Source organism: Mariniphaga anaerophila (genome assembly GCF_900129025.1).
GTDB classification, from domain to species: domain Bacteria; phylum Bacteroidota; class Bacteroidia; order Bacteroidales; family Prolixibacteraceae; genus Mariniphaga; species Mariniphaga anaerophila.
The window spans coordinates 1-21,521 of sequence record NZ_FQUM01000012.1 but is presented as its reverse complement, the minus strand read 5'-3'; the positions used below and the strand labels follow the sequence as shown (position 1 = coordinate 21,521).

General features: G+C 43.2%; 18 protein-coding genes. 13 read left to right on the top strand and 5 right to left on the bottom strand.

The genetic code is table 11. From position 1 onward, the window contains the following. Positions 1-14: 14 nt before the first annotated feature. From BUB08_RS17835 to BUB08_RS17825, 3 genes are all read left to right on the top strand, one after another. Positions 15-437, top strand: coding sequence for a DUF4625 domain-containing protein (locus tag BUB08_RS17835; protein ID WP_175550039.1), 423 nt, complete (start codon positions 15-17; stop codon positions 435-437). A 175-nt stretch (positions 438-612) separates the two neighbouring features. Continuing rightward, complete coding sequence (locus tag BUB08_RS17830; RefSeq protein WP_073003280.1) at positions 613-1,104, top strand: DUF4625 domain-containing protein; 492 nt, start codon at positions 613-615, stop codon at positions 1,102-1,104. 253 nt (positions 1,105-1,357) lie between these two features. Beyond that, positions 1,358-2,887 (top strand): DUF1846 domain-containing protein, encoded by a 1,530-nt coding sequence (locus BUB08_RS17825; protein ID WP_073003279.1) that lies wholly within the window; start codon positions 1,358-1,360, stop codon positions 2,885-2,887. Between the two features lie 18 nt (positions 2,888-2,905). On the opposite strand, the gene BUB08_RS17820 is transcribed toward BUB08_RS17825, so the two are convergent. Genes BUB08_RS17820 through BUB08_RS17810 form a run of 3 tightly spaced genes read right to left on the bottom strand, consistent with a single transcriptional unit; the run spans position 2,906 to position 5,320 of the window. Beyond that, on the bottom strand, positions 2,906-3,637 hold the full coding sequence (locus tag BUB08_RS17820) for an ABC transporter ATP-binding protein (protein WP_083570845.1): 732 nt from the start codon (positions 3,635-3,637) through the stop codon (positions 2,906-2,908). Beyond that, complete coding sequence (locus BUB08_RS17815) at positions 3,625-4,380, bottom strand: ABC transporter permease (protein WP_073003278.1); 756 nt, start codon at positions 4,378-4,380, stop codon at positions 3,625-3,627. Before BUB08_RS17815 ends, BUB08_RS17820 begins: the two co-directional genes overlap by 13 nt. Next, positions 4,361-5,320 (bottom strand): ABC transporter substrate-binding protein, encoded by a 960-nt coding sequence (locus BUB08_RS17810; protein WP_073003277.1) that lies wholly within the window; start codon positions 5,318-5,320, stop codon positions 4,361-4,363. The genes BUB08_RS17815 and BUB08_RS17810 overlap by 20 nt, the downstream gene beginning before the upstream one ends. 244 nt (positions 5,321-5,564) lie before the next feature. Here BUB08_RS17810 and BUB08_RS17805 point away from each other — a divergent pair, with 244 nt between their 5' ends. Next, entirely contained in the window at positions 5,565-5,819 is a 255-nt protein-coding gene (locus BUB08_RS17805) for a TM1266 family iron-only hydrogenase system putative regulator (RefSeq protein ID WP_073003276.1), read from the top strand. Further along, positions 5,812-8,028 (top strand): TonB-dependent receptor, encoded by a 2,217-nt coding sequence (locus BUB08_RS17800; protein ID WP_073003275.1) that lies wholly within the window; start codon positions 5,812-5,814, stop codon positions 8,026-8,028. Before BUB08_RS17805 ends, BUB08_RS17800 begins: the two co-directional genes overlap by 8 nt. 137 nt (positions 8,029-8,165) lie before the next feature. Here the strand turns inward: BUB08_RS17800 and BUB08_RS17795 are convergent, their stop codons facing one another. Both BUB08_RS17795 and BUB08_RS17790 read right to left on the bottom strand, forming a co-directional pair. Continuing rightward, a complete protein-coding gene (locus BUB08_RS17795) occupies positions 8,166-8,483 on the bottom strand; it encodes a DUF5320 domain-containing protein (protein WP_073003274.1) in 318 nt (105 codons plus the stop codon). 389 nt (positions 8,484-8,872) lie between these two features. Then, entirely contained in the window at positions 8,873-9,892 is a 1,020-nt protein-coding gene (locus BUB08_RS17790) for a LacI family DNA-binding transcriptional regulator (RefSeq protein WP_073003273.1), read from the bottom strand. A 251-nt stretch (positions 9,893-10,143) separates the two neighbouring features. Between BUB08_RS17790 and BUB08_RS17785 the strand changes: the two genes are divergently transcribed. The 8 genes from BUB08_RS17785 to BUB08_RS17750 all read left to right on the top strand — a co-directional run. After that, a complete protein-coding gene (locus BUB08_RS17785) occupies positions 10,144-13,413 on the top strand; it encodes a SusC/RagA family TonB-linked outer membrane protein (protein ID WP_245820221.1) in 3,270 nt (1,089 codons plus the stop codon). 17 nt (positions 13,414-13,430) lie between these two features. Then, entirely contained in the window at positions 13,431-15,128 is a 1,698-nt protein-coding gene (locus BUB08_RS17780) for a RagB/SusD family nutrient uptake outer membrane protein (RefSeq protein ID WP_073003272.1), read from the top strand. Positions 15,129-15,149: 21 nt separating this feature from the next. Continuing rightward, positions 15,150-16,265: a glycan-binding surface protein gene (locus BUB08_RS17775; protein WP_139249787.1), complete on the top strand. Its 1,116-nt coding sequence runs from the start codon at positions 15,150-15,152 to the stop codon at positions 16,263-16,265. Positions 16,266-16,370: 105 nt separating this feature from the next. Then, positions 16,371-17,705, top strand: coding sequence for a DUF4434 domain-containing protein (locus BUB08_RS17770; protein ID WP_073003270.1), 1,335 nt, complete (start codon positions 16,371-16,373; stop codon positions 17,703-17,705). A 24-nt stretch (positions 17,706-17,729) separates the two neighbouring features. Continuing rightward, positions 17,730-18,731: a GRP family sugar transporter gene (locus BUB08_RS17765; RefSeq protein ID WP_073003269.1), complete on the top strand. Its 1,002-nt coding sequence runs from the start codon at positions 17,730-17,732 to the stop codon at positions 18,729-18,731. A gap of 5 nt (positions 18,732-18,736) precedes the next feature. Next, on the top strand, positions 18,737-19,651 hold the full coding sequence (gene rbsK / locus BUB08_RS17760; RefSeq protein ID WP_073003268.1) for a ribokinase: 915 nt from the start codon (positions 18,737-18,739) through the stop codon (positions 19,649-19,651). 38 nt (positions 19,652-19,689) lie between these two features. Then, positions 19,690-21,261, top strand: a complete 1,572-nt coding sequence (locus tag BUB08_RS17755; RefSeq protein WP_073003267.1) for an ADP-ribosylglycohydrolase family protein — start codon at positions 19,690-19,692, stop codon at positions 21,259-21,261. 27 nt (positions 21,262-21,288) lie between these two features. Next, positions 21,289-21,521: twin-arginine translocation signal domain-containing protein (locus BUB08_RS17750; protein WP_139249786.1), on the top strand; the 233-nt coding region annotated here is incomplete at its 3' end.

The window sequence follows — 21,521 nt, the reverse complement described above, 5'->3', positions numbered from 1 at the left end:
TTAATTTCAATATTATGAGCACAACAATCAAAACAATTGCCCTGATTTTTATTACGTTGAATGCATTTATCTTTTCTTCCTGCGATAAAAACGATGACGCAGTTCCCAAACCTGTTATCAACATACTGGAGCTGGGCAAAGACAACAGCCGCGTTGCCTACATCGGCAAAGACCTGCACATTGAAGCCGAAATTAAAGCCGAAGGAAAAATAGATTTTATTACGGTGGAAATACACATGGAAGAAGGCGAGCATGAAGAAATTATGGTTCGATTCGATGACTATGCAGATTTGAAAAGCACCACATTCCACGAACATCTGGAAATTCCTGCAGAAACCGAAGAAGGCGACTACCATTTTCACCTTACGGTAACCGACCAGGAAGGGAATCAAACCACTGTTGAAGATGAAATTTCAATTGAAGTTCCGACAGAATAACAACCAAAACCTGTAATAATCAGGTCGTTTAATTTGAATTTATCGATTTCAAGTTTCAGGGGCAGGCTTCTGTCCCCTGATTTAAATTTATAAAACGAAACGAGCACAACAATGGAATTCGCATTGATTTAATCTCTCAGTAAATTCCATCTGTTGGCTCAAAAAATTAAGAACAATGAAAAGCGTAAAAATAATTTTAGTTGCATCGCTGCTGCTTTTGGTTTTCAATTTTTGTACGCAAGATGCTGAAATAGACAAGCAAGAGCCACAAATAGATCTGACCATAGAAGGAGCGTTTCCGCAAAATTGTGACACGCTCTATTTTGGAGAATCCTTCAAACTGAAAATGCTGTTCTCCGACAATGTTGAACTCGGGTCGTTCAGCATTGATGTGCATCACAATTTCGATCACCATTCACACAGCACCGAAGTTTCCCAATGCGACTTTCTGCCCGAAAAAGACCCGGTTAATCCCTTTTCGCTTATCGATGACTATAAAATTGAAAACGGGCTACAGAAATACGAAACAGATGAATTGATAACCATTCCATCGGGAAATGAAAATGGCCCTTTTGATGATGGCGACTATCACTTTTTTGTCCGGCTAACCGACAAAGAAGGCTGGTCTGTCCGAAAAGGACTCAGCATAAAAATATTTCACCGCTGACACATTTGCCGTCGTCAGCCGCCAAAAAAGAGCAGAAGCATCAACCTAAAATAAATGCGACTCAGATTGGCTCCGGTGATCAAAAAAATAACCTGCGGCCTATTTGTCTCACTTTTTAACAATTACAAAAATTCAGAAAACAGAATTATCTGACATCTAAAATTTTATTTTCCCCGGGAAGTTTCTTAAACCTAAATTTTTTTCGAATTTTGCCGCCGCAATTTACTATACAGGGGAAAATTACGATTTAGGTATGAGGGACGACAATAAAAAAATTGGTTTCGATAACGAAAAATACCTTCGGGAACAAACTGCCTCCATTCTCGAACGGGTAAACAGGTTTAATCACAGGCTATATCTCGAATTTGGCGGGAAAATTCTGTACGATTACCACGCAGCGCGAGTACTCCCGGGTTTCGACCCGAATGTTAAAATGAGGCTGCTGCAACAGCTCAAAGATAAAACAGATGTCATTCTGTGTATTCATGCAGGTGATATTGAACGAAAAAAAATACGGGCGGATTTTGGCATCACATACGATGTGGACATTCTAAAAACCATTGACGATTTCAGGGAGTGGGATATTGATATCTGTGCGGTAGTTATTACACGCTTTCAGAATCAGCCGCCGGCAATTGCATTCAAAAATAAGCTGGAAATGAGGGGAATAAAAGTGTACCTGCACTACCCCACCAAAGGATACCCGACTGATATCGATCTGATTGTAAGCGATAACGGTTACGGCGCCAACGAATACATCGAAACCTCCAAACCAATTGTAGCAGTTACCGGCCCCGGTCCGGGCAGCGGCAAACTGGCAACTTGCCTGGGAAACCTGTATCACGAACACAAAAGGGGAGTAAAAGCCGGATACGCAAAATTTGAAACTTTTCCGATTTGGGATTTACCGGTTGACCACAAGGTAAACATTGCCTACGAAGCGGCAACTGTCGACCTTAATGATAAAGTGATGATCGACGAACATCATTTACGCGCTTACAACAAAAAAGTTGTTAACTACAACCGCGATATAGAAGCGTTCCATTTACTGAAAAGGATAATTGAAAAGATTACCGGCGGAGAATCGATGTACCAGTCTCCTACCGACATGGGCGTAAACAGAGCCGGCGCAGGAATTACTGACGACCGAATTGTGTCGGAAGCAGCTCACCAGGAAATTATCCGGAGGTATTTCAGATGTGCAGTGGAATATGCAAAAGGCATGGTGGATAAAATCACTTTTGAAAGGATCAAAAGCATCATGGAAAAGGTGGAAGCAAAACCGGAAGACCGCAAAGTAGTTGAACCAGCCAGAGCAGCCGCAAAATGTGCAGAGGCAGAAGAAAAAGGAAATGCCGGAGTTTATTGTGGCGCATCCATTGAACTGCCCGACGGAACTATTATTACCGGAAAAAATTCGCCGTTGATGCACGCATCTTCAGCCCTTATTTTAAATGCAACCAAGCACTTAGCCGGGCTTCCCCACAGCATGTACCTGCTTCCTCAAAGCATCATCGACTCGGTTACCCATTTGAAAAAAAGTATTCTCAACAGAAAAATGACCAGCCTCGATGTGGACGAAACACTCATTGTTTTGTCAATTAGCGCTTTGTCTAATCCTGCGGGGCAAATGGCGTTGGAAAAGCTGAAATATCTTCAGGATTGTGAAGTGCATTTAACACACATTCCAACACCGGGCGACGAAGCCGGATGGCGCAAATTAAAAGTAAACCTGACGTGCGAACCACAGTACCCGGGGAAAAGCCTTTTCTTCAGCGATTAGCAGATATTTGGGGAAACGTTAATCCGTCTTTCCCAACGCGTTAAAAAGAGTTTTTCGTATTTCTGCAAACCGGGGAGCCTGCACATCCCGTTTTCCGGCGGGTTCGTTAATGCTTTCGTGGGCAACAATTTGCACCGGGGCCTGACTCAGCACAATTATTTCTTCCCCGAGCGAAAGAGCCTCATCAACATCGTGGGTGACAAAAATTACGGTGCGTTTATCTGCTTCCCAAATTTGCGAAAACCACTGAATGATGTTTCGCTTTAGCGCAATATCTAATCCTGAAAGCGGCTCGTCCATCAAAATTACATCCGACGGACTGGCAAAAGCCCGGGCAATGGAAACCCGTTGGCGCATTCCACCGCTCAACTGCGACGGATAGTGATCGGCAAAACCGTCGAGTTCTACCAGCCGGATAAGCCGGTCTACCTGCTCCTTGCGCTCGGCCTGAGAAAACTTTCGGCTTAAAACAAATTCAATATTGCCGCGCACAGTTTTCCACGGCAACAAACGGGGTTCCTGGAAAATATACGACGCCGACTTCCCTTCAAAACCAATGAGGACTCCGCTATCCGGCGAAACTATTTTCCCGAGAATATTCAGCAGGGTTGTTTTGCCACACCCCGAAGGCCCCAGAATGCAGGTGATAATTCCTTCTTTGAAATCAACAGTAAACCCGTCGAACAGAAAATTGCGGTTGAAACTTTTACTGATATTTTTAATCTGCAACTCCATTGTCATGCTTTCCATTTTACGATCTTTTGCTCGCTCCACCGAATAATCTTCTCAAAGACAAAACTAATCAGCACCGCAATCAGCGTCCAGGCGATTACGGCATCAACATTTAAAAAAGTTTGTGCCGACTGCATTTTTGTTCCAATTCCGTATTGAGGCTGACTCAGCACTTCTCCAATGATTATTGCCCGCCAGCCTATGCCCATGGCGCTGGATGCTCCGCTCATAATAAAAGGAACAATGGCCGGAAGATAAACTTCACTAACAATTCTGCGCTTTCCTGTTTTGTAAAACCGGGCCATTTCAATTAACTGAGAATCGACACTTTTTATCCCGTCAACCACATTGGTACAAATAAAAGGAAACATGGTTAGCATGGCAATAAATACGGGCACAGCATCGGGGCTGAACCAGATAAGCGCCAGCAAAATAAGAGCAATTACCGGCGTGGAACGGATAGTAACCAACATCGGATTTATAAACGCATTAAATCCGGGACTGATTCCGGCCATAATGCCAATTCCTACTCCCAGAAAAAAAGAAATGACAAAACCAATCAGCCCGCGCAAAACAGTAGTACCCACAACCGCCGCAAAACTGCTATCGGCAAACAGTTTCAGAACTGTTAAAAACGTATCTTCCGGATGCGGCACAATAAAATCTGAGTCGAAATACAAAGCCAGAAGTTTCCAGACTGCCAGCATTACAGCCACCGAAATAAAACCTATGTATTGCTTTTTAGTAATAGAAATTTTCATCAGGAAGTTTGCCTCCAATAATTTCAGGGTTCATACTGTAAAAAATGCTCAGGTATTCTTCTATTTCCTCTGAAATTCCCCGCGCTCTCACAAAATTAAGGTTCGACCGGGGAATTGACTGCGACGCAACGTTTTTGTCAGGCAGAATACCGTATTTGACAATAAGTGTAGCAGCACTGTCGGGATTCTGATTTACCCACCGGGTTGATTTATCGTAAGCAGCAATAAGCTGTTCTGCCATTTTGGGATTTTCCTGAAGCAGTTTCCCTTTTCCCAAAAATGCAGTTTGAGCAATGGGCGTTCCCTGCACGTTGTTCCACTCCTTGTTCAAATCGAAAATAGGACGCACCTTTTTATTTCGTTGCATCACCAGGCTGACCAACGGTTCCGAAATAACTCCCAATTTTGCCTGCCCCGCAGCAACGGCGTTTGCCAAATCAATGTGAGTAGGAAAACTGTAATCGAGCACAACGTCTTTGTCCGGATTGATGCCGTGCTTTTGCAACAGATAACGAAAAAGCACATCCGGAGTCATTCCCTTTTCCATCACATTTACACGTTTGTGCAGAAGGTTGCTCCAACCGGTAATGGTTGTGTCCTCGCCAAACAAATAAAGCGTGCCCCAAACCGGAACGGCAATCAAACGGTAATCCAATCCTTTATTATATAATATTGCAGCCATGGTTGTCGGCAGAATGGCAAAATCTGCCGATCCGTCGAGCATCATCTTCCGCACCTGTATCGGTTCGTTCAGAAATTCAACCCGGAAGTCCGTATTTTCTGCATTTTTCAAGCTGTCAATAAGCTGTATCATTCCCATCGATGAAGGCCCTCTGAGCGTAGCAATCGTATACGAAGCAGCACTTCCGGCATTTTTTTTCGGTCTGCATCCGGTTACGAGTACTACAAAAAAAATGATTATGAAAAATCTGATTCTCATCCTTTCGAAGCTTTACTCACAAAACTACCCAATTTAGGCAAATTAAAATTTATTTCTTCTGATATAAAAGAAAAATTGACTGATGCCGGATTTGGTTTGAAAACATGATATAGAGCATCCCTTTTCTTCGGGGAAACCAATAAATTTGAATCGATAATAAAAAACCGTAACTAACTGCGATTCAGACATTGTTCCCAATCAAGGTTTTACGAAAAAATCAATCATCTAATCCGGAGGCATTCTGATGGAAAAGAGAACAGGAACCGTACTAATTCAAATTGAAAACCGTGAAAACGTTCAACTCCTGAACGACATCATTTCAAAACATTCATCGATAATAATCGGGCGACAAGGATTGCCGCGAAGCAATGGCCTGAGTATTATTTCTCTTGTTCTAGAAGGTACCACCGACCAGATTGGTTCCCTTACCGGCCAGTTGGGACGATTAAAAGGAATTCAGGCAAAATCGGTACTTCTAAAAAACAGGACTCATGAATAAACTATGGCTTTTAACCACCGTTTTTTCCGTTTTTACAGCGTTTGGCTCCAGCGGTCAGACCGGAACAAAACAGGAAATTCGCAATGATTCAATCCCCCTGTCCGACAAAAATATCCGCATTGGGGAAGTTGTTGTATCCAGTCTCAGAATGAACAGAAAGATGAAGGAGTTGCCCACTTCGATGAGCGTTGTTGAGGCATACGACTATCAGAGGCAGTCGTCACTCACGCTTTCCAATGTATTAAATGCCGAACCAGGCATTTCCATGGGAAGCGACGGAGTATGGGCCACCAGCATCAATGTTCGGGGATTAAGCGAAAACCGTTTGGTTACCCTTATTGACGGGAACCGGATAGAAACCGCCACCGATTTGACAGCTTCGTTCAGCATGATTGATGTAAACGATATCGAACGTGTTGAGGTAATAAAAGGAGCCCAATCGTCGCTCTATGGAACAGGCGCCATGGGTGGCATTGTAAACATCATTACCAAAGACGGACATTTTTCAAACCGTCCTTATTTGTCGGGAAATGTTATATCGGGCTTTGCTTCGGCCAACAAACTTTTTTCGAACCATGCCGCCATAAATACCGGCGCCGACAAATGGTATCTGCGGTTAAGCGGAACATACGGCAAAGCCGATGATATTCGCACTCCGGAAGGAAAGCTTCCCAACAGCCAGTTCACCACCAGCAATATTTCTGCAAAAGTCGGTTTTCAACCAATTAATAATCATGTACTGAAAGTACAATTCCAGCGCAACTGGTCTACCGATGTGGGCATTCCGGGAGGAGCTGCTTTTCCCGGCCCGGCAGAAGCTACGTATTCAGACATTGGGCGGCAACTGCTAAATGCGAGTTACGAAATCACCAACATCAGCAACAAACTCACTTCGCTTAAGCTAAATTATTTCAACCAAAATATATTGCGCGATGTATTGATGAAACCCAACACAGTAGCAGAAGCAACGCTTCCAAACGGCAACACCCAGCGTACTACGCCGGAAAAAATTACGCCAACCGGAAAACACCTGACAAACGGGGTTCAACTGCAAAGTACCTGGAATTTAAACGACAAAAACGTTTTTATTGCGGGAATCGATTATTGGGGAAGGAAGCTCACCACCGAACGCGAAAAATATGTTACGGTAGAGGTTTTAAATCCAGAGGAAACAATCATTAAAACAAACAATATTGTACGCGGAGAGACACCAATTCCCGAATCGAATTTCAACAGTGCAGGCCTATTTCTTCAAAATGAAAGCCACCTGCTAAACAACCGGCTTACGCTTATTACCGGCGGACGAGTGGATGGAATATGGATTAAAAACGAGCAAGGCTTCGATGTTGATTACCTGATTATTAACGGCACCCAAAATGACTCACCACCGACGCAGCGCATTACATTTGAAAAAGGAACTGAAAACAACGTTTCGTGGAGCGCCAATGCCGGCCTTCTTTATCAGATTTTCAAAGACGCCGATATTTCGTTGAACCTGGCACGGTCATTCCGGGCCCCTTCGCTGGAAGAGCGTTTTAAATACATCGATCTGGGAAATTATGTTCGCCTGGGAAATCCTGCACTAAAACCCGAAAGTGGCTATTCTGCTGACCTTGGATTACGAATATGGAATCCGAAACTTTGCTTGCAATCGGGTGTTTTTGTTAACCAAATCAGCAACATGATAGTGGAAAGTCCGGGTGAATTCATCTACACACTCACGTCAGAATCAACTCCGGATACCATCCCGGCTCTTATTAATTCGAACGTAAGCAAAGCACTGCTTTACGGATTCGACTTCAAACTCGACTACAACTTTTACGACAACCTGGTTGTATTTTTATCAGGTGCGTACGTGCGCGGGAAAGACACAAAAGAGAACGAAAACCTTCCGCTAATTCCGCCGTTAAACGGACAACTGGGCATTCGCTATTCCAACAACAAGGCAGGCTCGGTTGAATTTTCGCTGGCCGGCGCAGCAAAACAGGATAAAATTGCCGATGGAGAAACTGAAACAGATGCGTACACACGTTTGGATATGACAGTAGCCACCAAAAAATTTAATTTGGGAGCTACTCATTTGCAAATTTTCTCGGGAATAGATAACATCACAAACACCAGTTACACCAATCACCTGTCAACAAACCGGGGAAGCATTAGCGTAGAACCCGGCCAGAATATTTTTGTGCGTCTGAACTTTTCGTTCTAACCTGATTTTCAAGTTCAAGCCTAACCTAAATGCCAATCATGCAAAACGAAAAGTTTGATCACGACCAGAAAGGTGCCCGTGTAATGTTCTAATTTCCGTAAAGAAAAAACGAGTGAGAAATTCACTCCTCACTCGTTTTACTTTTTGTCTTTCCGAATTCTGTCCAGTTCCTGTTCGGCGTTGGACAATTGGTCTTTCAGATTACGAATTTCGTTTTCCAACGAAGTTTCGGCTGAAGCATCAGAAAAAGAATTGTCATTCTGAAAACCGAATAAATTTCTACGCCGAAGCCCTAAGCCTCTGCCGTTTTGCCTTTCGTTCCTCCTGCCGAATCCACGGCCGGCTCTTCCGGCTCCGCGTCCTGCAAAATCTGTTTCATTTCCGGCACACCGGCCGCGTTGTTTCCCTGTTAGCGGACCTTCACCCATTGGCCCTTTTCTATTTAATCCTGGCATAATAACCTCCTTTTAATTTGGAATAATTTATTTAAAAACAAATAACAACACACAAATATATTAAACTTATGTGCAAAATAAAATATTTTAAATGAATTATTTTATTGACGAAAAACGAAGAAACTCTGCTGTAGAAAATTTAATCTGCCCAAATTGGCAACAAGAAAACTACAGCATTAAGTATCACCCGCCACATTAATAAGACCCTGCATTTCACATCCGTTCAGTAAAATGCAACATCACCCAAAGCAACAATCGATAAAGCAAAGAGAAATCAAAAAAGAAATTGGGCACCACTCCCCAATTCGAGTAAAAAGAGCAGCACTATTATGCTTGATACAAGCAACAAAAAACTAATAAAGATTGGTTTGAAGGGATACAAAAGTTCGTCAATCGTTTAGTTTTCTGACAGACTCCTTAATTTTCAATTCAGGCCGAAGCAACACCTGACTGGGTTCAAATTCAGCATTATTTATTTTTGCAAAAAGAAACTTAATGGCAATTTTACTGATGTCACTTACCGGCTGTGCCACGCAGGAAAGCGGGGTTGACAAATAATCGAGATACGGATGCTCGTCGAACGTAATCAGCGAAATATCTTCAGGGATACGAATACCTTCTTCTTTTATCGCTTTCATGCATCCCAGGGCAATGGTATTGCTCAGCGTTAAAATCGCGGTTGGCCGCTTACTTTGCCGGAGTAGAAGCTTCGTTTCCAGGTATCCGTTTTGAACCGTGAAATCGTCACCAACCACACTGTGCTTTTTTAATCCGGCGTTTTCCATTGTTTCAACAAAACCTTTTACGCGCAGCCTGTTTGGCGTAGACGACCGAACCCCCTGAATACATGCGATTGACTCATGTCCTTTATCAATAAGGTGTTGCGTGGCAATCTGCGCTCCCATAAAATTATCAGTTGAAACGTAAGGAATATCCAAATCTTCGAAGTAGCGGTCGAAGCAAATTACCGGCATTCCCCGATCATTTAACGATTTTATATACTCCGCCTGGTCTCCACACGGTGCAATTACCAATCCTTCGATATTTCGCCCCCTCAACTGCTCTAACTCCATCTTTTCAATGTCCGGATTCTCATCGCTATCACTAATAATGGCAATGTACCCAAACCTCCTGATTTCGGCATTTATTTCGCTGGCTATGCTTGCAAAAAACGGATTACTCAGCGAAGGCAGAATTAATGCAACCGTATTACTCTTTCCGGTACGCAGATTGGCAGCAAAATGATTTGGCACATAATGCATCTCCTTTGCAGCTTCTTCTACCTTTTGTTGTGATTTCTTCCCAATGCGGTATTGCTTTGCTTTTCCGCTCAATACCCGGGAAACTGTTGTGGTAGAAAGCCCTGTCTTTTGTGCAATATCAGTAATATTTACTTTTTGTGTGGTCATAGCGTCTGTGCAATCGTTAGTGCAAATATAATAAATCAAACCGTTTATTTATCACAAAAAGAAGGATAGTAATTTTTTTATATCATGCTATAACACAGCAAATACAATACTGGCCTAGGATAGAAAGCAAATTTCTTGCTTCCCACTTTTTTATTGAAATAAATTTTTTGCGCAAACGTTTGTACAAAATATTTCGTTTTCATATTTTTGTGTAGGAGAATTATCAATTTTATGTTTTAAACGAACCAATTATGAAAGAAAGTCAAACCGAGATGAGATGTAATTCCTTCGATAAAGCAAGCAGTTACATCTTTCAAAAAAGCCTGTGGATATTTCTCTGCACGGCATTTTTTTTCATGGCAGGGCCACCGGCTCTGCAGGCACAGCAAGGAAGTCGGGTTACCGGTAAAGTAACCGACATATCAGGCGCTCCGTTACCCGGAGTAACAGTTGCTGTAAAAGGAACGTCCATTGGCACAGTTACAAATGATGAGGGCAACTACTCTCTAACGAACGTTGCTTCTAATGCAACCTTAATTTTCTCTTTTGTAGGAATGGGAACTCAGGAAGTACCGGTTTCCGGAAAATCAGTCATTTCTGTGGAATTAAAAGAAGAAGCCATTGGAATGGACGAGGTTATTGTGGTAGGTTACGGTACCGTAAAAAAGAGAGACCTTACCGGTTCTGTATCTTCTATTAAAAGTGAAGACCTGATGCAGTCCAACCCTCAAGGGATTAACCAGGCACTGCAGGGACGTCTGGCCGGTGTTCAGGTGCAACAGGCAGACGGAGCTCCGGGTGCAGGCATTAACATCCTGGTTCGTGGAGCAAACTCCTTCACCACCAGCAACGAACCGCTTTATGTGGTTGACGGTGTTCCTTTTGAAGCGGGCGAAGCACCGGCTCCGGGAGCATACGGTGACAAACAGAGAAACAATCCGTTAAGTCTGATTAATCCGAACGATATTGCATCTATCGAGATTTTAAAAGATGCCTCGGCCACAGCCATTTACGGGTCAAGAGCTGCAAATGGCGTGGTTATCATAACAACTAAAGGACAGGGAGTATCCAAAGCAAAAATTAACTTCAGCACCAACTTTGGTGTTTCCAGCATTGTTAAACCCATTGACGTTTTGGATGCGGCTACTTATGCTGAATTTCGCAACGAACAGGTAATAAACGGGTATACATACGACGGAAAAGAATACGTAACAGACGACAACCTGCCGTTTCCCATAAACGGAAGATGGTCTTATTCAACAATAAAAGATCCGACTACCGGATTAGATGTAGTATTAGACAGCACGTACCTTCCCGGCCCCCAGGATTTCAGAAATGGTTACCAGAACGGAGGAACAAACTGGCAGGACCAGATTTTCCAAACAGCAATAACACAAGAATATAACCTTAGTTTTTCCGAAGGGAACGAAAAAGGTCACAGTCTGTTTTCTGCCGGGATGCTAAATCAGGAAGGCGTAATTGTCAACTCTTTCTACAAAAGATACACTGTCCGCTCAAACATATCCAGAAAAGTATCGAAATGGATTGAAGTCGGGAACAACCTCAGCGTAACAAAATCAATCAACCGACTAGCCAGAACAAACAGCGAAACTTACGGTGTAATTCCCTCCGCCATCGCCTTTAATCCTACCCGTCCGGTGTTCGATCCAACACGAGACTCGGGATACACAGAAGATACTTCCTCGGGGTTAGCCAACCCTTACCTTTACACACGCACTGCAAAAAACCTGGTGGAAGCGGTTAACATTTTTAACTCGGCATACGCCGAAATTACATTCACCGACTTTTTGCGGTTTCGGCAAAACCTCGGATACGGGAACAACAAAAATAAACGAAACGAATATTACAACCGCTGGGTAGGCGAAGGGCTTGCCCCCACAAATGGATATGGAAGACAAGCCGATAACTTCTACGAAAGCACCACGCTGGAATCGATGTTAAAATACGATGAAGAGTTCAACGAAATTCACCGGGTAAATGCCGTTGTTGCATGGACCTACGAAAATGTTAACTGGGGTGGAAAAACAATGAGTGCTTCTGGGTTTCCAAATGATTTAACAGAAGAGAACGACATGAGTGCTGCGGTTCATCAAAACACAAACACCAGCGACAGGGGCGAGAGTTCCTTGATGTCGTACTTAGGAAGAATAAATTATTCACTTTTAGACAAGTACCTGTTTACTGTTTCATTTCGTCGGGACGGCTCCAGTCGATTTTCCAAAACAAACAGATGGTCAAACTTCTCGTCAGTTGCATTTGCATGGCGACTTTCCGATGAAGGATTTATTAAAAATCTAGGATTCTTCGATGATTTAAAACTAAGAACGAGTTACGGACAAACAGGAAACCAGGGTGTTAATGCTTACGCTACACGCTCCAGAATGGTTGCCCAGAACTATCCTTACGACGGAAGTCTGGTGAGTGGCTATGCAGAATCCCGATGGGGAGGGCCGGCAAACCCCAACCTGAAATGGGAAACCACCACGCAGGCCAACCTCGGGCTAGATGTAACTTTCTGGGACAACAGAGTTAACATCAACGTTGACTTGTATCAGAAAAAAACAGTTGATTTGCTTCAAAACAGGTTTATTCCAGCCAGCACCGGGTTCTCCACACTTGCTTCGAACTATGGCAACATTGAAAACAAAGGGCTCGAAATTGCCGGAAGCATTTATGCAATTTCTCAAAACAGATTTAGCTGGAAAATTGATGCCAATGCATCCTTCAACGAAAATAAAATTGGAGGGCTTGAAGCCGACCAGTTTTCAGATGTAGCATGGGGATTGGAAAGTATGTTTTTACGCCGAAACGGAGAGCCCATTGGGTTGATTTACGGCTACCAGGAAGACGGCTTTTATGACAATGAAGCTGAAGTAAGGGCAGATCCCCAGTACATGAACGAGACCGATGCTAGAATAAAAAGCATGATTGGCCAGGTAAAATACAAAGACAACAACAGCGATAACACAATCGATGACCGCGACAAAGTCATCATCGGAAACACAAATCCGAAAGTACTCTATGGCCTCACCAATTCTTTCGCATACAAAAATCTTTCTATGAGCTTCTTCCTGCAGGGAACTTATGGGAATGACATTTTAAATGTAAACATCAAACAATTCGATTTGTCGGGCACCAGCAACATGCCTACGTTTATTTATGAAAACCGTTGGACCGACGAGAACAGATCGGGAGCAACCGCTCCCCGCCCCGACGGAACCTACACAAGAAGCATGAAAGCATCGGACAGGTACGTGGAAGACGGGTCATATATTCGATTAAAAAATGTAAACCTGAGTTACACATTCAGGAATCCGATAAAGGGGGTTGAATCCCTACAGCTGAATGCCAGCGTCAACAATCTTTTCACCATTACAAACTACAGCTGGTACGATCCCGATGTAAATACATTCGGAGGAGATGTCTCCCGACGCGGAGTAGATATGGCATCTTACCCAAGTGCCAGAACTATTTCTTTTGGCTTTAATATGGAGTTCTAAATTTCAACTTTATTAAAATGAAAACAAAAATTAAATACATACTATTTATCGCCATAAGCGTAATAGTATCGGCGTGTTCCGACTTACTGGAAGAGAACACCTATACTTTTATTGCCGGAGAAGATCTTGTTGACAACAAAAACTACGACCAGCTGGTTGCAGGCGCTTACAATCCGCTAAACTACGGTTTTGAATGGGGCAACTACCATACAATTGTAAATTTTGATTGCGACTACCAAAGCGGGCCAACCTGGGCTTTTGGAACAATTGGTGCCGGAAACTTTTACGAAAATAGTTCCAACACCAACTTTTACAACTACTATTACATTGCAATCCATCGAGCCAATTACCACAAATCGTTAATTGAACAAATGGATATCGATGAAAAAGTAAAATCCAACGCCATGGGAGAACTGGCCTTTTTGAAAGCATGGAGCTATTTCAATCTGGTTCAGTTTTACGGAGACCTGTGTTTGTATAAAGTTTCGATTGCCGAAGGAGCCGACCTTTACAAACCCCGCTCGCCTATTAAAGATGTTTACGAACACATTATCGAAGAATTAAAGTACGCAGAAGAAGCGATGTTCTCAACGCAAGATCCTCAATACACCATTGGGCACGTTTCGAGCGGAGCGGCAAAAGCGCTTCTGGCTAAAGTGTATGCAACCATTGCTTCTGCCTCAATGCCATCAGGGCAAATTTCCGTGATGGGCGGACCGGGACACAGGTACGATGAAGAAGGAATTAAAATATTCATCCCTGTTCCTCAAAAACTGACCTTCGAAAAAAGTCAGGTTGCCGGATACGAAAGTTTCAATTCGCAGGAGTATTTCAAACTGGCAATGGACAAGGCAAAAGAAGTTATCCAGTCCAACGACTTTTACCTGTACCCATCGCAGCAGGAATTATGGGCAGTGGCAAGCAAAAACAGAGGCGAATTTATTTTCACCTTGCAAACCATACCCGGGAGCACCGAAACCAGCAACTTTGTTGCCACAGACTACGCCGGGTATTACACCGAAAACGGAACCCTTTCGTCAGGCTATTATGTTCAACGCGACCATTGGTACCAGCTTTTCGACGAAAATGACGGGCGCGCAAGATGGGGAGTTATTCACCGGGTGCCAATTGATGTTGATAATGAAGGTAACCTGATTTACTCCTACTACCCGGCCAAAGACAGCGTAAAAGTAAGATTGGGAACAGACGGCTACTCTCCGTCGGACATATTGCGATACGACGCACACCTCTACGGTTCGAAACTCACCAAGTTCAGGCAGGTATCTGTGCCATTAGACGGAAGCAGAACCGACTTCAATTTCCCGTTTATGCGCTACGCCGAAGTAATTCTGCTTTATGCCGAGGCAGCCAACGAAGTAAATGGCGGCCCCACGCCCGACGCGTTGCTCGAAGTAGAAAAACTGAACATACGGAACAACAGCACAAAAGTGACCGACATTGGGCAAACCCGCCCCTGGACCCAGGAATCTTTCCGTTCATACATTCTTGAAGAAAGAGCTAAAGAGTTTGCCGGAGAAGGGTTAAGAAGATTTGACTTGTTGCGCTGGGGCATTTATCTTCAAACAATGAATGCCATTGATGTAGATGAAAAAGATGTTGTAAAAAGAAGGCAGGACAGGCATCTTTTACTTCCGTTACCTGCTAACGAAATCAATACAAACCCGTTAATTGAAACAAATAATCCGGGGTGGTAAATGAACTTAAAACATAAGAAAATGAATACAATAAAAAAATATTTCAAGCTTCTGGTTTTTGCAGCCATATTATTGCCTCTTGTTTCGTGCGAGAAAGACGATCCAGTTTACGAATCGCCAAAATTCTTAAAAATAACTCCGCTAAAACAGCCGGACACTTCCATATCCACAGGCGAAATGGGTGACTGGATTGCAATTCAGGGGAGTAACATTGAAACGGCAAAATCAATCTACTTTAACGATGTACCCGTAGACATGAAGGACGTTTACTACGAAAACAACATCCTTTATTTGCAAATTCCAGTTGTTATGCCAACCGAAATAAACAACAAAGTAAAAGTGGTTACAGAAGGCGGCGAGTTTGAATTTGATTTTTCGGTAGACATCCCGGAAATAAAACTGACCGGAATGTTTAACGAATACACGCCTCCCGGTGACACGTTACGGATTTACGGCGACTTCTTCCAGTTGTACGAAGTAGACCCGTCCAATACGGTAATTTCGTTTAACGGAACAGAAAACCCGGTTATTAACGTGGGAACAAACTTTATTACGGTAAAAGTTCCTGAAAACGTTGATCAAAACATTAAGCTGCAGCTGATAAATCAAAAATTTGACGCAACAGCCGAATGTCCCGGTTTTTATGCCGACAGACAGAACCTGGTAACCAACTTCGATGACGTGCCATATACCGGAGCCGACGGAGCACAATACGTAGGTTTATGGGACGACCCAAAACCGGTATCAGGGAAATACTCGCTACTGAATGTAGGTTCGGGAGGCAGCGGATGGGCATATATGATTGGAACCGGGTTCAACTATTCCAATGACATGAAAGATCATCCCGACAAATACGAAATAAAATTTGAATTGAATATGATCCAGCCGATTATGAATACCAACTTTTATCTTTATAATTACTGGAATCACACGCCAATGCAAATTACTGCATCCGACCTTGTGGTGCAAAAAATGGGACAATGGCAAACGATACGGATTCCTCTGGAAAGACTTATTCCAGTAGATTTTACAGGAAACAAAGATTACATCGGATCGTTTAACATTCGCATCGATTCTCCCGCCGGAGAGCCGGTTAAAATGGGCTGGGATAACTTCAGAATTTCGTTGAAAGATTAACTTCAAAAAAAAGCAACACCCTGCCTCGTGACGAGTTTTATACCACGGGGCAGGTATTTCTCTTTTTTCTTTCTATCTTCAATAACTATTGCATCAAACTTCGACATGGCTCATAAAAAACATCCACGAATTCCTTTTGCTTTCGCATATCTGATATTTTTGATAATCATCAGTTTCGGGTGCAACAGCGCAGAAAATACGCCTCCACAAAAAAGCCACCCGGTGGCAACAGGCACCTTCATTCAAGACAACTTAATTGCCCGCTGGGACGACCAACGATGGCAACAAGAATTAGCAATGCTAAAAGAAGTAGGAATGGAATACCTGGTACTCGCACCTACATTATATTCAAACACCGACAATATTCCCAGAACAATATACAACAGCGAAATTCCCGGAACCGTTAAAAAGCATAATTCAGATCTAGTTGAAAATTGTTTGAGAAATGCAAAAGAAGCAGGGTTCAAAGTATTTCTCGGTTTAAATTTCCACGAAAACTGGTGGACCGCTTCGTTTTCTCCCGAGTGGCTGTTCGCACAAATGGAGACAGGAAACCAGGTGGCAACAGAGTTGGTTAAAAAGTACAAAAACAAATACCCAAATACCATGTACGGTTGGTACTGGGTTTGGGAAGTAGACAACTTAAATGTAAAGACCACCGAAAGACAGGATGTATTGATAAATGCATTAAACATAAATATAAATCACCTGAACGAAATTACCCCCGAAATGCCATTTATGCTCTGTCCTTTTGTGAATTACCGCGTTGGCAACTCCCCCGAAAACGCCGAAATGTGGAAATATGTATTGCCCCGGGTTAATTTTCGCAAAGGAGACATTTTTGCACCTCAGGATTGCGTAGGTGCTGGAGGGCTGGAACTTGAAATGGTTGATGAATGGTTCAGCACAATGGCAGACGCCGTAAAACTGGTGCCCGGCCTAGAGTTTTGGTCTGATGCAGAAACATTTGATCAGCAATTTTGGACCGCTGCCCCACTCGACCGTTTTGTAAAACAAATGGAAGCTGTTTCGCCTTATGTTAGTAACATAATAACTTTTGCATACAGTCATTATTACAGCCCTTTTTTAAAAACCGATGAATTCCATAAAACATACATGCACTATGTACACGAAGGAACTTTCCCCGACAGTCAGGAACCGTCTCCGGTCAGAGCGGTAATAGCTAATAAATCTAACGGTGCAGTTACCATTAGTTGGGACGAACCGGAATCGAAACTGTCGCTTGCAGGCTTTTATGTTTTCAAAAACGACGAGCTGATTGCTGACCTGCAATACAATGCTCAGGGTAATTGTAAAACATTTTTTAATGATACCGAAACAAGTTCCGACGGAAAAAACATTTATAAAGTTTGTGCCTATTCTGCTGACGGAAAAATGTCTTCATCTGAATTTATCGAAGTAGAAAATTCTATTTATTAAAAATAATATGTAAAATAAAAAACCATGTTAGTTATTCATTCTTACGGATTAGCCGTTTTCCTGGCCTTCATAACCATGTTATGCTGGGGCTCTTGGGGGAACACCCAAAAAATGGCAGAAAAGAGTTGGTCTTTTCAATTGTTCTATTGGGATTACGCCATTGGCGTTTTACTTCTGGCTTTGATACTTGCGTTTACCGCCGGAAGCATCGGAACAGAAGGGCGCAGTTTTCTGGAAGACTTAGCTCAGGCAGACTTCCGATCAATTGGTCTGGCATTTTTAGGTGGCACAGTATTTAACATAGCAAACATTCTGCTGGTAGCTGCAATTGCAATTGCCGGTATGGCAGTCGCGTTTCCGGTTGGAATCGGGTTGGCGCTTGTCATTGGAGTTGTTTCCAACTACATGGCAACCCCACTGGGAAATCCGGTTTTATTGTTCGCGGGTGTTGCATTGGTAACCGTAGCAATTGTTCTGGATGCAATGGCTTACCGAAAGTTACCTTCTTCAAGTTCGGGTAATTCTACCAAAGGAATTATTATTTCACTTGTTGCCGGTTTTTTAATGGGATTCTTCTACCGGTTTGTAGCAGCATCAATGACCGCCGATTTTGTAACTCCTGAAGCAAACAAACTCACACCATACACAGCCTCCGTTATTTTTGCTGTAGGCTTGCTTGTTTCCAACTTTTTGTGGAACACCATTTTTATGTACAAACCTCTCGTTGGAGAAAAAGTTACGTACAAAGACTATATCAAAAAAGGAAATGCAAAATTACATATGGTTGGCATTTTAGGTGGTGCCATATGGAGTTTGGGAATGACGCTAAACATTATTGCTGCAGAACAGGCAGGTTATGCTATTTCTTACGGACTGGGACAGGGCGCTACTCTGGTGGCTGCGCTGTGGGGTGTGTTTATCTGGAAAGAATTTAAAGGGGCCAAAAATGTAAAAGGACTGCTGACTGCCATGTTCGCATTCTTTGTGGTTGGTTTATCCCTTATTATTGTTGCACGGTTATATTAATTAAAATGAAAAAACCCAAAATTGTAATAGTTGGAAGTTCAAATACCGATATGGTAATAAAAGTACCGCGTATTCCTATTCCCGGGGAAACAATCATTGGCAAAAATTTCATGATGATTCCCGGAGGAAAAGGAGCAAACCAGGCTGTGGCTGCAGCCCGGGCAGGAGCCGACGTAACTTTTATTACCTGCGTTGCTGATGATGCTTTCGGAAGGCAGGCAATTGAAAATTACAGGAAGGAAGGAATCAACACTTCATACATAAAAGTGGTAAAGGGAGAACACTCCGGAATTGCCTTAATTGCTGTTGCTAACGACGGCGAAAACAGCATTGCAGTTGCGCCCGGGGCAAACAATCTGCTTCTGCCGGAAGACATCGAACAGTTTGAAGACGCTTTTTCAGAAGCACAACTTATTTTAGCGCAACTGGAAATTCCGATACAAACAGTTCTATCCGTTGCAGAAATTGCCTCTGCCAAAAACATTCCCTTCGTTTTGAATCCTGCTCCGGCAATGCCGGTTCCTGTTGATTTGTTAAAAAAAGTGACACTAATCACTCCCAACGAATCTGAAGCAGGCATTTTAACAGCTCAGGAAAACCTTACCGGAAATAACATTCAGAAAATGGCCGGTTCTCTTCGTGAAATGGGAGCAAAAACAGTGCTGGTTACCCTGGGCGAAAAAGGAGTTTATCTGAAAAATGAAAAACACCAGGGAATGCTGGTCGGGTATCCGGCAAAAGCAGTAGATACCACTGCGGCCGGCGATATATTTAACGGAACTTTGGTACTGGCATTGGCCGACGGTAAAGAAATAAAAGAAGCCATCGATTTTGCCCAGCGGGCTGCGGCAATTTCTGTTACCAGAATAGGTGCGCAACCGTCTGCGCCAACAAGGCAGGAAATAGACTGTTTTATTTGAGTTTATCAGGAAAAACATAATAAATCAAAAAAATAACAATGAAAATCAATCTGTTCATCGGAATCGCAACCCTTCTCTTCGCTGTCTCCGGATGCAATTCCGGAACCACGGGAACAAAACCGGACACACCAGCGCAAAATCAAAAAATAAAAATATCAAAAGCTGATTTGCAGGACAAAATAAAAGGAGGTTGGGCCGGCCAGGTAATCGGATGCACCTACGGCGGACCTACTGAATTTAAATGGCTGGGCACTATGATTAACGACGAAGTGCCTATTCCCTGGGACGAAAACCAGTTGGAATTCTGGTACGACCAGTTCCCCGGCCTTTACGACGATGTTTACATGGATCTCACTTTTGTATCGGTTTTCGAAGAGCACGGCCTCGATGCTCCCGACACATTGCATGCACTGGCTTTTGCAAATGCCGGATATCCGTTGTGGCACGCCAACCAGGCTGCCAGATACAATATTCTAAACGGAATTATGCCGCCTCAATCAGGACACTATTTCAACAACCCGCACGCCGATGATATCGATTTTCAAATCGAATCGGATTTTGCAGGCCTCATGTCTCCGGGGATGATAAATGCGTCTTCCGAAATTTGCGACCGCATAGGCCATATTATGAATTATGGCGACGGCTGGTACGGCGGTGTTTTTGTAGCTGGAATGTACACGCAGGCGTTTATTTCCGATAATATGGAGTTCATCGTTACCGAAGCACTAAAAGCAATTCCTCACGAAAGTCGTTTCTACCAGATTATTGCTGACGTAATAAAATGGCACAAAATGTACCCAAATGACTGGAAACAAAACTGGTTCGAAATACAAAAAAAATGGTCGTTTGAAAAAGGCTGTCCCGACGGTGTTTTTAACGCATTTAATATCGATGCCAGTTTAAATGCAGCGTACATCGTTCTCGGCCTCCTGTATGGCGAAAGCGACTACGGAAAAACAATCGACATAAGTACACGTGCCGGACAGGATTCTGATTGCAACCCTTCCAACGCAGCAGGTATTTTAGGCACCATGCTGGGTTACAGCAACATTCCTGACTATTGGAAGCAGGGGCTCGACCGCGTAGAACACAGAGATTTCAGTTTCACTGAGCTTTCTCTTATCGACACGTATGAACTGGGTTACAAGCATGCTTTACAAATGATAGAAAATCATGGTGGACAACTTCACCAGGACTCGGTAGAAATAGCATACCAAACGGTGTCGCCGGTAAAAATGGAGCAGTCGTTTGAAAACCTTTATCCGGAAAAAAGGCTCTCTTTCGAGTGGCCACTGTCAGGAAAAGTAATTAACAATTCGGAAAAAGAAATTGAAATTCAATTTGAAGGCGCCGGAATCGTTTTAAGTGGAGGCGCCGTAAAAACAGACAGTTCGTTACCAGACCATAATTTAAAACTGGATGTATTCATCAATGACAAACTGGGCGAAACGATTTCTCTGCCAACCCAGTCGCTAATCGGAAAAACAAATGTGTATTGGAACTACCGGTTAGAAGACGGGCCTAATTCTGTAAAACTCGTTGCAACCGATGTTCCTAAAGGATACCAAGTGAACATCTATTCTGCACTTATTTATTCCAAAGAAAATTAGTATTAAAACTTAAATAATAGAATTACCATGACCAATATTAACCGAAGGAAATTTGTAAAAGCCACGGCCCTGGCAGGCGCCGGGCTGACCATTGTGCCCGGCACCGTGCTGGGCAAACGTTTCGGCCACGTATCGCCAAGCGACAAGCTGAACATTGCCGGAGTGGGCGTAGGCGGCATGGGGCGCAACAACCTGCGCAACATGAGTGCAGAAAACATTGTTGCCCTGTGCGATGTAGACTGGAATTATGCCGGGAAAAC